Source organism: Alcaligenes sp. CHO6, from assembly GCF_037120595.1.
Lineage (GTDB): Bacteria > Pseudomonadota > Gammaproteobacteria > Burkholderiales > Burkholderiaceae_B > Alcaligenes > Alcaligenes ammonioxydans.
This window is the reverse complement of sequence record NZ_JBANCI010000004.1, coordinates 253512-266599: the sequence shown is the minus strand read 5'-3', so window position 1 is coordinate 266599 and position 13088 is coordinate 253512. Positions and strand designations below refer to the sequence as shown.

Here is a 13088-nt window from a genome sequence, read left to right as displayed (position 1 = left end):
ATGCAACTCGTTCAAGCTACCCGCGACGCATTGCTAAAGCCCTTATCCACAGTTGTTGGCATTGTGGAGCGCCGCCATACTTTGCCGATTCTGGCCAACATCCTGCTGCGTAAAAACGGCTCGGACGTCTCTTTCCTGGCCACAGATCTGGAAGTGCAGATCACCACCAATGCCGGCTTTGGTGTGGGTGAGGACAATGCGGCCACCACGGTGGCAGCCCGCAAGCTGCTGGACATTCTCAAAGCCCTGCCCGATTTTGGTGACGTGCGTCTGGGTCTGGACAGCGGCAAGCTGACCATTCAGTCTGGCAAGAGCCGTTTTCAGTTGCAGACGCTGGAAGCGGCTGATTTTCCAGTGCTTACCCTGCCCGAGCAATGGGATGTGTCGCTGAGCATGCCCCAGCGCACCCTCAAGCACCTGTTCAACACGGTGCACTTTGCCATGGCCCAGCAGGATATCCGCTACTACCTGAACGGCATGTTGCTGGTGTTCGAGCCCGGCATGGTGCGTACGGTGACCACGGACGGGCACCGCCTGGCCCATAATGCCACTGCGATTGACGGTGTGCAGGAGCGCCACGACATTATTGTGCCTCGCAAGACCGTGCTGGAAATGCAGCGTCTGCTGGGCGATACCGACGATCTGGTCAATATTGATGTGTCCAGCCGTCAGATCCGTTTCCGTTTTGGCGATGTGGAGTTGATCTCCAAACTGGTGGAAGGCAAATTCCCCGACTTTGCGCGCGTGATCCCTTCCACCTACACCCGCCACTTTGATGTCAGCCGCGACGTGCTGCAAGGCAGCTTGCAACGTGCGGCCATCCTGACCACCGACAAACTGCGTGGCGTGCGACTGCAACTGTCGCAAAACCAGCTGAAGATTTCCGCTTCCAATGCCGAGCAGGAAGAAGCGGTCGAAGAGCTGGATATCGATTATGAACACGAAAGTCTGGACGTTGGCTTTAACGTCAGCTATCTGCTCGATGTGTTGGCCAGCATCAAGGACGAAACAGTCCGCTGGTCTGTGCAGCCCGATGCCAACGCCTCGGTGTTGATGACGCTGCCCGAGCAAGAACACTTCAAGTACGTGGTCATGCCGATGCGCATTTAATGCGGCATGTTCGACAGGCATGGCCCGCCGGGTCATGCCCGCTTGAAGCAGACAGGCTATTACAAGGTTTTATGCTATGACCGATCAAACCACGACCACCCAGCCAGCCGATTACGGTGCTGATTCCATCAAAATGCTCAAAGGCCTGGAGGCCGTGCGCAAGCGTCCAGGCATGTACATCGGGGATACGTCCGATGGCACCGGCCTGCACCACATGGTTTTCGAGGTGGTGGATAACGCGATTGATGAGGCCTTGGCCGGTCATTGCGACGATATCGTCGTCACCATCCATTCCGATAACAGCATTTCGGTGTGTGATAACGGCCGCGGTATTCCAACCGATATCCACAAGGACGACGAGCATCAGCGCAGCGCCGCTGAAATCGTCATGACCGAACTGCATGCCGGCGGCAAATTTGACCAGAACTCCTACAAGGTGTCTGGCGGCCTGCATGGTGTGGGTGTGTCATGTGTGAATGCCCTGTCCGAATGGCTGTTGCTGACGATCTGGCGCAACGGTAACGAACATCAGGTGGAGTTTCGCCGTGGTGAGCGCACGGCGCCCTTGTCGGTGACCGGCCCCGCAGAAGGCCGCACGGGCACCTGCGTGCGTTACCTGGCCGACGTGGAGATTTTCAGCAATATCGAATACCACCACGAAATTCTGGCCAAGCGCTTGCGCGAGCTGTCTTTCCTGAACAATGGCGTCAAGATCCGTCTGGTTGACGAGATTCAGGGCAAGGAAGAAGACTTTGCCTTCCTGGGTGGGGTCAAAGGCTTTGTTGACTTTATCAACCGCAACAAGACTCCGCTGCACCCGAATGTCTTTAGTGTTGCCACCGAATCCAGCGCCGGCGGCACGACAGTGTCCGTTGAAGTGGCCATGCAGTGGAACGACAGTTATGCCGAGACGGTGCTGTGCTTCACCAACAATATCCCCCAACGTGATGGTGGTTCCCACCTGACCGGTCTGCGTGCGGCCATGACCCGCGTGCTGAACAAATACATTGCCGATAACGAGCTGGCCAAGAAAGCCAAGGTCGACACCTCGGGCGATGACATGCGCGAAGGCCTGGTGTGCGTTTTGTCGGTCAAGGTGCCCGAACCCAAATTCAGCAGCCAGACCAAAGACAAGCTGGTGTCCAGCGAAGTGCGCCCTGCCGTTGAAGAAGCGGTGGGTCGGACCCTAGAAACCTGGTTGCTGGAGAACCCCGGCGACGCCAAGGCGCTGTGTGGCAAGATCGTGGAAGCGGCCCGTGCTCGTGAGGCGGCCCGTAAAGCCCGCGAGATGACACGTCGCAAAAGCGTGCTGGAAGGTGCTGGCCTGCCCGGCAAGCTGGCCGACTGTCAGGAAAAAGATCCCGCCCTGTGCGAACTGTACATTGTGGAGGGTGACTCCGCAGGCGGCTCGGCCAAGCAAGGCCGGGACCGTAAATTCCAGGCCATTCTGCCTTTGCGCGGCAAGGTGCTGAACGTTGAAAAAGCCCGTTTTGATCGTCTGATTTCCAGTGAACAGATCACCACCTTGATCACCGCGCTGGGCACCAGCATTGGCCCGGACTTTGATATCGACAAACTGCGCTACCACCGTATCATCATCATGACTGACGCGGACGTGGACGGTGCTCACATTCGTACGCTGCTGCTGACGCTGCTGTACCGCCAGATGCCTGAGCTGATCGAGCGTGGCTACGTCTACATTGCCCAGCCGCCGCTCTACAGGGTCAAGGTGGGTCGTGAAGAGATTTATCTGAAGGACGACGCCGAGGAAGCCGAATTCATGTTGAGGTTGGCCCTGCGCGATGCTGTGCTGACCCCATCCGAAGGCGCGGCTCCCATCACCGGCGAGGCCCTGTCCGATTATGCTCACCGCTATGTGAAGGCCAAGGGCGTGATAGAGCGTCTGTCGCGCCATATGGACGGTGATGCTTTGTCTGCGCTGGCTGAAGGCGTGAAGCTGAATCTGGATACTCAGGAGCAGGCTGAGCAAAGCGCGCAGGATTTGGAAAAAGCGCTGTATGACGAGGCGATGCCTAACGTGGTGAAAGTGTTTGCGGCCTTTGATGAGGCCAGCGAATCCTGGCGCGTAGTGGTGCAGCGTTTGCATCACGGCAATATCCGCGTGACCGTGTTCGACCGCAACTTCATGCGTGGCGCCGACCATCAAACCCTGGCCCGTGCGGGCGAGACCTTTGCCGGCCTGATTGGTGAGGGGGCAAAGGTCGCACGCGGTGAAGGTGACAAACGTCGTGAAACCGAGGTCGATGACTTCCGTGAAGTCATGCAATGGTTGTTGACCGAAGCCGAGCGCGGTATGAGCAAGCAGCGCTACAAAGGTCTGGGTGAGATGAACCCCAGCCAGCTGTGGGAAACCACCATGGACCCCAACGTCCGTCGCCTCTTGCGTGTGCAGATTGCCGATGCCATCGACGCGGATCAAATCTTCACGACCCTGATGGGCGATCACGTGGAGCCACGCCGTGCCTTTATCGAGACTCATGCCTTGCAGGCGGGGAACCTGGATATTTGATGACGGTGTTCACAATTTCTGCATTCAGGAATTCGTGAAAAACCTTGTGTTGATGTGGGTACCCAAAATGGGCCCTGGCATTCTTGCTGGGGCTCATTTTTTTGATGATGGCGATCCAGTTCTGAACCCTGAAGATTCAGGCTCCTTGGGCAGGCTCAATTAATCTTTGACAGCAAACACTGGCTGATCAAGTGCCAGGTAGCTTAGTTGTCATGAGGTCACGCGCTCTAGGAATGTAAAGGCGCACAATCACGCTTATATGGTCTACTTGCAGTGATTCACCTTGCTTCAGAACGAACGAAAAGAAGGGGCGAGTGGGTCTGAAGGTGGCACTTGGCGTCGGCCTTGCAAGGCCTCTTGATCGATAGCACTGACGCTATAAATTATTCAATAACTCTTTGTTTGGAAATGGTATGCGACTGGACAAGTTTCTTGGTGAGAGTACGGATCTGAGTCGTTCAGACGCACGTAAAGTGCTTAAAAGCGGGGAGATCACGGTTAACGGGGAGGTGGTGACCAAAGGCACCCACGTTGTGCAAGAGGGCGATGTGGTGTGCTGGGACGATGAGCCGCTTGCCTTGATTGGCCTGCGTTACATCATGCTTAATAAGCCCGCTGGTTACGAGTGCAGCCTTAAAAATAGCGCCTACCCGTCCGTGATGATGCTGATCGATGTAGAAAAGCGCGAACGCTTGCACACCGTCGGTCGATTGGATGTGGATACTACCGGCTTGATTTTGATTACGGATGACGGCCAGTGGACGCATCGTATTATCTCGCCCCGTCATCAGTGCGATAAGGTCTACGTGGCGACATTGGCAGAGCCTTTGCCTGACAATGCAGAAGAACTGTTCAAGGCCGGTATCTTGTTAAATGGCGAGGACAAGCCAACGCTGCCAGCTGTGCTGGAACGTATTGATGAACGCACTGCAAGGCTGACCATCCAGGAAGGGAAATACCATCAGGTGAAACGTATGTTCGCGTCCCTGGGGAATCTGGTTCAGACCTTGCATCGTGAGCGTATTGGTTCCCTTTCCCTGGATGACAGTCTGGAGCCCGGAGAGTCGCGTTATTTGACCCCTGCCGAGGTGCAGCAGTTTGCAGAAGAGGGTTAAACGGTTTACCTGTTCCAGCACGTGGGACGAAGCCTGTTCTTGAAGAAAACTGCCGAAGGCACGGTGCTGCTTGGCGTCTGCTGGCCTTCTAAGCTGCATCACCGTATGGGATCGCGGATCTGGAACGCAAACCCAGCCTGAACCTGGATTCTTTGCCACGTAGCGTGCATACCGCCTGCCGTGTCGTTCCTGAACTTGCCCCTTTGCCTATATCGCCAGCTCGCAGGGTTTAACCGTAGCCGTGATGGACGAGCAGCCGCGCTTTGGCGGGCAGGTATTCAGGCAGGCGCCCGGGGAGTTTGCGGCGGCGGCTCCGGACTCCCTGCACACCTCTCTTTTTCACACAGCTTGTTTGAACAGGCGCGTGACCTAAGGCTGTGCAGTGGCATTCTTTTGCCGTTTCCTCAGACCGGTTGTTCCAGTATTTCCTGCAGACGGCTCAGCAGTTTGTCGCTGGCGTTGTGCATATGCCGTTCGCAGATGGCGATGGCACCTGCTTCGTCACCCGATGCAATGGCCGCAGCCAGCTCTTCATGCTCGTCCCAGATGGACAGGCGCTGCTCTGAAGACTGCAGTACTGCCCCCATGACACGGCGCAGGTGCACCCAGTGGACTTGGGCGCTTTCAGCGATCATGGGATTGCCGGACGCGTCGTAAATGGCCTTGTGAAAGGCCTCATCGGCTTCGATCATGGCGCGCACATCGTGTCCCCGGGCCACCTTGCGTCCCATGCGGATCATGTCCGGGTCCAGCACGGCACTTTGGCGGGCCGCCAGCCGGGTCGCCAGGACTTCCAGAGCGCCACGTACTTGATACAAATGCCCGATATGTTCCAGATCCAGTGGCGCGACCATCACGCCCCGCCCTTCGGCATCTTGCAACAGCCCATCTTTTTTCAGTAACTGGATCGCTTGCAGGACCGGCGAGCGCGACACGTTGAGTTGCTCGGCGATGTCTTCTTGCGTGATGCGCGAGCCGGGGGCCAGGGAGCCGTCACTGATCGCATCGAGCAGGATGCGATAAACCTCGTCCACGTAGTGGGGACGGGCCTGCAACTTACCGGAAAGCTTGGCATGCATGAGGTCTGGAACTCCGATACAAACAAAAAAACAGGTGAAGGCCGCAACGGCGTTGCGGCCCCGGGTTTCATCAAGGCGTGGAACGCATGGATTGCAAAAGCATGGCCATGGGGTCCGAGTCCGAGCTCGCCTGTGCGTCAAAGGGGTTGCCAAGCGGGTCATCGGACTGTCGCGCACCGGGTGTCAGGCTGGGCGAAGGTCGGTTGAGCTGGAGCAGAATTTCTTCTTCGCTCAGGCTGACCGTCTTGTGCAGTCCACCCGTCACCAACTGCGGATAGGCAATCACAATACCGACCACCAGCAATTGTAGTACGACGAAGTAGGCTGAGCCCTTCCAGATCTGCTGGGTACGAACCCGAGGAATAGTTTGGCGACTAATTGAATCCACATAATCTGAACGGGGTGCCACGCTACGCAAATACAGCAGAGCAAAGCCAAAAGGCGGTGTCAGAAAGGAGGTTTGCAGGACCAGGGCGATGACAATGCCGAACCAGATCAGATCAATGCCCAGGCTGTTGGCAACGGGTGCCAGCAGCGGTACCACAATGAAGGCAATCTCAAAGAAGTCCAAAAACATGCCCAGCACAAAGATGATGGCACTGACGGCAATGACAAACCCCAGTTCGCCGCCGGGAATGGCATCAAACAGATGCTCTACCCACAGGTGGCCGTCTGCGGCGCTGAAGGTGAAGCTAAAGACTGTCGAGCCGATCAGGATGAACATGACGAAAATAGCCAGCTTGGCGGTATTTTCCAGGGCCTGGTTCAGCAAGGTCCAGTTAAGGCGTTTGCGGATCAGGGCCAGGATTAGCGCACCAATAGCACCCATGGCACCGCCTTCCGTGGGTGTGGCAATACCCAGGAAAATCGTGCCCAGTACCAGAAAGATCAGGATGACCGGAGGGATCAGGGCGAAGACAAAGCGTTCTGCCAGCTGTGAGAGCAGCCCCCAGCCTGTAACCCGATTGACGGTCGCAAACAGGAGTGCACTCAGGGAGGCGACAACCAGGGCGGTGATGGCAACTTGATCCGTGGGGGCCTGAGCCGGCTGGGAAAAGACCTGGGCCATGACTTCGTTGTGCAGACCTGCCCAGGTAAAGCCGATGAAAGCGCACAACAGAACCAGCATGCCCAGTGACCGGCGTCCGCTGGCGCCCGCGGCGGTGACCTGGCTTCGGGCCTGCTCAGGCAAGGCGGGCATCCAGCTGGGGCGAAGCAAGGCCAGAATGATGACAAAGCTGATGTAGATCACCAGCAGCAGCAAACCGGGGCCCAGCGCAGCGGCATACATATCACCGACGGACCGGCCCAACTGGTCGGCCATCACAATCAGAACCAGAGACGGTGGCAAGGCTTGCACCAGTGCCCCCGAGGCCGTGATGACGCCGCTGGCGATTTCCGGCTTGTAGCCGTAACGCAGCATGACAGGCAGGGAGATCAGGCCCATGGAGATGACGACCGCCGAGGTGACGCCGGTGGAGGCTGCCAGCAAGGCGCCAACCAGAATCACGGAGACGGCCAGACCGCCGCGAACGGCGCCAAACAACTGCCCCATGGTCTCGAGCAGGTCTTCAGCCATGCCCGAGCGTTCCAGAATGATGCCCATCAAGGTGAAAAAAGGAATGGCCAGCATGGTCTCGTTTTGCATGATGCCAAAGATGCGTAGCGGCAAAACCTGGAACAGGTTGGTGGGAAACAGATCCAGGGCGATGCCCAGAACGCCAAAAATCAGCCCGGTGGCCGCCAGGCCAAACGCGACGGGAAAGCCGGTCAGCAGGAGCACAATCAGGCTCAGGAACATGATGGGGACGAAGTTGTCCGTGATAAAGGAGACAATCATCGCGCGCCCTCCTGGACAGTCGATAGCGCTTGGGCAGGCACATGAATAGGCGTGTCCTGGGCGTTATCTTCGGCAATGCAGTCCGGTCCTTTGCCTGTCAGGAACAGGATACGTTTGACCAGCTCGGCCAAGCCTTGCAGCAACAGCAGACTAAAGCCGGCGGGAATCAGCAGATAGGCGGGCCAGCGCACCAGTCCACCGGCATTGCCAGACATTTCACCTGAATGCCAGGCGGCGGTGAAAAAGCCCCAGCTCAGGTTAATGACAAAAAGACAGAACGGAATCAGGACGACAACAATCCCGGCGATATCGACCCAGTTGCGTCCCCGCGCCCCCAGGCGGGTGGAGATGAAGTCGATGCGAACATGGCTGTTATGCAGAAATGCGTAGCCCCCTCCCAAGAGAAAGACAGCCGCATACAGGTACCACTGAGCTTCCAGCATGCCGTTGGAACTCAGGTCAAAGGCCTTGCGAGTAATGGCGTTGCTGGCGCTCAGAATGGTGGTGGCCAGCAATAGCCATTTGATGATGAATCCGATACAGCGGTTCAGGTGGTCTATTCCCCCCACCATGGTTTTCAATGCAGTCATTTTTGTCTCCGCGAATATTGTTGTGTTCGTCGTTGTGCTGCCGGGGAGTGTTTGATGGCGGCCGTGTGCAAGCCGTGTGGTAGCAGGTGCTGTGGTGACTCCTTGGGCCACGATCGTGCCCGAAGTAAATGGGGTGTGCCCTGGCGGGAGCCAGGACCAGGGGATGGCCTTACAGGTCCAGAACCAGTACGCCCGAGCGTGCGCGTGAAACGCAGGCGGTCAGGCAATGGCTTTGCTCATCGGGACTGAGGATGTAGTCCTGGTGATCAACATCCCCTTGCAGGTAGGTGATGCGACAGGTGCCACACAGGCCCGATACGCAGGAGGTGGCAATAGGCACGCCTGCTTGTGTCAAGGCATCGCTCAGGGATTGATCGGGGGCAACCTCAATGCACTGGCCGGTACTGGCAATTTGCGCCACGAAGGCACCGGGAGGCAGGGTATTGGCATTGGGGGCGGGTTCGGGCGCCTTGAAGTGTTCGCAATGCACGGAACCGGCAGGCCAGTGTGAGCTGGCCTGGGCACAGGCCTGCATGAAACCGGCTGGGCCGCAGTAATACACGTGGGTGCCTTCATCTGTATTGGCCAGCAAGTCCTGCAGGTTCAGACCTTGTGCCGGATTGCCATTGTCCAGATGCAGATGCAGGCGGCCTTGTTCCTGCCACCTGCGCAGTTCAGGGCCGAAGGCTGCCGTGTTGGTGTTGCGGGTGCAGTAGTGCAATTCAAAGGGCTGGCCCTGAGATTCCAGAAAGTGGGCCATCGCCTTGATGGGGGTAATGCCTATCCCCCCGGCCAGCAAGATGGAGCGGCGGGCGTGCGGGTCCAGTCTGAAATGATTGCGGGGTGTGCTGACGGTTACCTGCTGCTGGACCTGCAAGGCGTCGTGCAAGGTGCGTGAACCGCCTCGTCCATTGGCATCGCGCAAGACAGCAATGACGTAGCGGTGACGCTCATGCGGCGGGTTGCACAGCGAGTATTGGCGGATCAGTCCGGCCTGGATATGGACATCAATGTGGGCCCCGGCTTCGAAAGGGGGGAGTTCCCCGCCGTGAGGACAGCAGAGCTCGTAGGAATTGATACCCTGCGCTTCGTAGCGGATCTGCCGGATCTGCAGCGATAGCAGCCCGTCTGGTTGGGTGACCGCCTGGACGGGAGTGGCGGGTTCTGCAATGGCGTTCATGGTGCTCTCCGTAGGGGGCACCCGCTCCGATGGGGCGGGTGCGGCGGGCGATCAGGCCTGGGCAGCGACAGCGCTGAGCGATTGTTGCAATTCCTGCATGCTTTGCTTGACGAAGGCTTCACGTTCGGCGCCTTTCATGCCATCGGCAGAGGTCAGGATGCGCACGATCTCGCGGGTGGCATGGCGGCGGCGGGAGACTTCCTGCGCCACATCGTCGGACTCGGGGATGGACAGCACATTGCCCGAACAGTAGCTGTTGGGCGCGCCACCGCAGTCTTTGAGCCATTGGGCAAAGCCTTCCGGGGTGGCGGCCGGGTTGGCGCCACGCAAGGCATCGCGCAGCATCTTGCGGAACATGTACAAGCCAGCGTCAAACTTGGTCGGGTTCTCCAGCGCATGGACGGCAATCGGACGCTGGCTGATGATGGCCTCGTAATCGCCGGGTGCCTGCTGGCATTCCTTGTAGTTGTGGCGGGCACGGTGATCGGACGGGATGGGCGGCAGGTCTTCCAGCTTGTACTTGCCGAAGCGTTCAGGGCGTCGCATGGCGACCTGCCCTTCCAGAAAGTCGATGGTCTCATAGCCCACCATGTCCTTGTTGCCCACTGCGCGTGTATCAATCCCTGGCCCCATGACGCGCCAGCCGATCATTTTGCTGTTCTGGTCGTCTACCGGCACCGTCCAGCGCACGATGTGAAAGCGGCTGAAGAATTTTTCTTGCGAGCCATCTTCCGAGGTGTAGGCATGCAGGCTCAGGTTGGGAAGTACCTGGTGCTGAACACGGATAAACAGATGATCCTTGCTGGCACGACGCGCGCCGGCGCAAGCCAGACTGCGACCGTTGTGGACAGGGATGAACTGCATGTCGGGCGCCACTTCCATGGAGGCCGCGCCCACCTCATCGAAGGTGGTGCCCTGGTAGTTGCCGCCCACCACGTTTTTGGCGGCGTGCAAGGCCGTGGGATGGAAGTTGTCGGCCGCATTGTCCTGTACTTGCAGCCAGTTGCAGTGCTGGAAGTTGCTGAAAGCCACCAGTTCATCGCCGGGCATGACGGTGAAGTTTTCCTCCCATTCGGGGAAAGGAGGTTCGGCATCGGGTGGGCCCATATAGGCAAAAATCAGGCCATGGCGCTCGAAGGCCTTGTAGGCACCCTGACGGATGGAGCAGGCATATTTTTCGCCTTCGGCCTCTTCGCCTTTGGGGTACGGCACATGCAGACAGGTGCCGTCCACATCGAACACCATTCCGTGGTAACAGCACATGATGCCCTTTTCCTGAATGGCACCGTATTCCAGCGAGGCACCACGGTGCGCACAATGGGCGTGCAAGACGCCGATCTGGCCGCTTTTGTCGCGAAAGGCGACCAGTTCCTCACCCAGGATCTTCAGAAAGCGGGGCGTGTCTGTCAGCTCTGCCGCCATACAAACGGGGTGCCAGAAACGACGCATGTACTCCCCCATGGGCGTGCCAGGGCCTACTTCGGTCAGTTCAGGGTCATGCTCGGGGATGCGGTTGGTGTAATAGCCGCCGTAGGGAATCAGTTTTTTTTCGGTCATGTCGTCCTCGTGTACAGATCAATGGTGGAAGGGTCAGGCTACTTTTCGGTCGACCAGGGCCTGGGTCTGAATCCAGGGCATCATGGCGCGCAACTGCTCGCCGACGATTTCAAGGCGGTGGCGCTGGTTCAGACGTCGATGGGCATTCAAAGAAGGTTGGCCGGCACGGCTTTCCAGGATGAAATTCTTGGCATAGGTGCCGTCCTGAATGTCGCGCAGCAGCGCTTTCATGGCCTGGCGTGTGTCTTCGGTCACGATGCGTGGACCGGCCTGGTATTCGCCAAATTCGGCATTGTTGGAGATGCTGTAGTTCAGGTTGGCGATGCCGCCCTCGTATAGCAGATCCACAATCAGCTTGAGTTCATGCAGGCATTCGAAATAGGCCATTTCTTCGGCATAGCCGGCTTCGACCAAGGTTTCGAAGCCACACTTGACCAGATCCACCATGCCGCCACAGAGCACCGCCTGCTCGCCAAACAAGTCCGTTTCGGTTTCTTCACGAAAATCGGTTTCGATGATGCCGGAGCGCCCGCCGCCATTGGCGATGGCGTAGGACAGGGCCAGGTCACGAGCCTGACCGGAACGGTCGGCATGAATGGCGATCAGGTGGGGAACCCCGCCGCCTTCCACATAGGTGGAGCGCACCGTGTGGCCGGGCGCCTTGGGGGCGACCATGATGACGTCCAGATCGTCGCGGGGCTGGATCTGACCGTAATGGATGTTGAAACCGTGTGCAAAGCCCAGCGTGGCGCCGGGGCGGATGTGGGGAGCGACTTCCTGCTCGTAGACGCGGGCAATGTCCTCGTCAGGCAGCAGCATCATCACGATGTCGGCTTGTTGAACGGCAGACGCGATGTCGGCCACAGCCAGACGGGCAATGGCGGCCTTTGGACGCGAGGTACTGTTGGGGCGCAAACCCACAACCACTTCCACGCCAGAATCGCGCAGATTCAATGCATGTGCATGGCCTTGAGAGCCGTAGCCGATGATGGCAACCCGGCGTTGCTGCACCAGGGCCAGATCGCCGTCCTTGTCATAAAACACCTTCATACTGCCTCCTTTTGGTGGATTCTGTGTTCTGTATACAGAGTTCAGTATTGTGGGGCGATATTCGAGGTGTCAAGGAAAAATTGTCAGGTCGGGGGAAATCCCTAGGGCAGTGTGTTTGCTCAGCGCACGGGGCTGAGGCTGGCCTCGCGCAGTAGCCATTCACGCAGGTGTTCCACGCGTTTGAGCGTGTCGCGGTGATTGCGGTAGTAGAGAAAATGCATCTCGCGCTGCAGGCTGCGACCATTGGGAGCGGGCAGAACGATCAGCTCCCGGTTGTCCAGTTCGCGCTCGGCAAAACGTTGGGTTTCCAGACAGACGCCCAACTGGTCCACGGCAGCGGCTACCGCCATGGCGCCGCGATCAAAGGACAGCCTGGGGCCGGGAGAGACGGCCATGCCATTGCTGCCGAACCAGTCCGCCCAACTGACCGGGCTGATGGTGGAGTCGATCAGGGGCAGGTGCAGGTACCAGGGTTGGTGCAGGGCCAGACTGGCGTAGAGCTTGGGTGAGCACAAGGGCAACAACGGTTCGGGATGCAGCGACTCGACCACCAGTCGGGGGTCGTGGCTTGGTGCGTGTCCGTAACTGATGACGCAGTCAATGTCGGTGGACTGATGCAGATCCGGGGGAGTGGCGTCGGTACGCAGATGGATGGGCAGGCCAGGATGATCGCGCATGAAAGCATGCAGACGTGGTCCCAGCCATTTGACCGCCAGGCTGGGGGCGCAATGCACGGTCAGCGCCGGGTGAATTGCGGTCTTGCCCTGGGTGTCCTCGCACAAGCGGGCCAACTGGTCCAGCAAGGGGCTCAGCTCCCGATAGAACTGCTGACCGTGACTGTTCAGGCTGACACGGCGGTTATGGCGCACAAACAGATTGCGACCCAGATGTGTTTCCAGGCTTTTGACCTGATGGCTGATAGCCGAGGGGGTCAGGTGCAGCTCGTCGCCTGCCAAGCGGAAACTCTCTAAGCGGGCGGCGGATTCAAATGCCCGTAACCAGGCGAAATTTGGAATGGCTCGCATCAGTGGCGCCTT

10 protein-coding genes are annotated in these 13088 nt (G+C 58.4%); 3 read left to right on the top strand and 7 right to left on the bottom strand.

Annotated elements, in window-relative coordinates; genetic code table 11:
* The 3 genes from dnaN (at position 1) to V6936_RS15100 (ending at position 4755) form a co-directional block, all read left to right on the top strand.
* Positions 1–1110, top strand: coding sequence for a DNA polymerase III subunit beta (dnaN, locus tag V6936_RS15110; RefSeq protein ID WP_336580053.1), 1110 nt, complete (start codon positions 1–3; stop codon positions 1108–1110).
* A gap of 76 nt (positions 1111–1186) precedes the next feature.
* Entirely contained in the window at positions 1187–3640 is a 2454-nt protein-coding gene (gene gyrB, locus V6936_RS15105) for a DNA topoisomerase (ATP-hydrolyzing) subunit B (protein ID WP_003800764.1), read from the top strand.
* 413 nt (positions 3641–4053) lie between these two features.
* Positions 4054–4755 (top strand): pseudouridine synthase, encoded by a 702-nt coding sequence (locus V6936_RS15100; RefSeq protein WP_003800762.1) that lies wholly within the window; start codon positions 4054–4056, stop codon positions 4753–4755.
* A gap of 404 nt (positions 4756–5159) precedes the next feature.
* Here the strand turns inward: V6936_RS15100 and V6936_RS15095 are convergent, their stop codons facing one another.
* The 7 genes from V6936_RS15095 to V6936_RS15065 form a co-directional block, all read right to left on the bottom strand.
* Positions 5160–5834, bottom strand: a complete 675-nt coding sequence (locus tag V6936_RS15095; protein WP_003800759.1) for a GntR family transcriptional regulator — start codon at positions 5832–5834, stop codon at positions 5160–5162.
* Between the two features lie 70 nt (positions 5835–5904).
* Positions 5905–7674, bottom strand: a complete 1770-nt coding sequence (locus V6936_RS15090; protein WP_003800757.1) for a TRAP transporter large permease — start codon at positions 7672–7674, stop codon at positions 5905–5907.
* Positions 7671–8264 carry a TRAP transporter small permease subunit gene (locus V6936_RS15085; RefSeq protein WP_003800755.1) on the bottom strand — a complete coding sequence of 198 codons (594 nt, stop codon included), beginning with the start codon at positions 8262–8264 and terminating at the stop codon, positions 7671–7673. The genes V6936_RS15090 and V6936_RS15085 overlap by 4 nt, the downstream gene beginning before the upstream one ends.
* A 169-nt stretch (positions 8265–8433) precedes the next feature.
* A complete protein-coding gene (locus V6936_RS15080; protein ID WP_003800753.1) occupies positions 8434–9444 on the bottom strand; it encodes a PDR/VanB family oxidoreductase in 1011 nt (336 codons plus the stop codon).
* Between the two features lie 51 nt (positions 9445–9495).
* Positions 9496–11001 carry a Rieske 2Fe-2S domain-containing protein gene (locus V6936_RS15075; RefSeq protein ID WP_003800752.1) on the bottom strand — a complete coding sequence of 502 codons (1506 nt, stop codon included), beginning with the start codon at positions 10999–11001 and terminating at the stop codon, positions 9496–9498.
* A 33-nt stretch (positions 11002–11034) separates the two neighbouring features.
* Positions 11035–12051: a ketol-acid reductoisomerase gene (gene ilvC / locus V6936_RS15070; protein WP_059318426.1), complete on the bottom strand. Its 1017-nt coding sequence runs from the start codon at positions 12049–12051 to the stop codon at positions 11035–11037.
* Between the two features lie 119 nt (positions 12052–12170).
* Positions 12171–13076: a LysR substrate-binding domain-containing protein gene (locus tag V6936_RS15065; RefSeq protein ID WP_039943134.1), complete on the bottom strand. Its 906-nt coding sequence runs from the start codon at positions 13074–13076 to the stop codon at positions 12171–12173.
* Positions 13077–13088 lie beyond the last annotated feature (12 nt).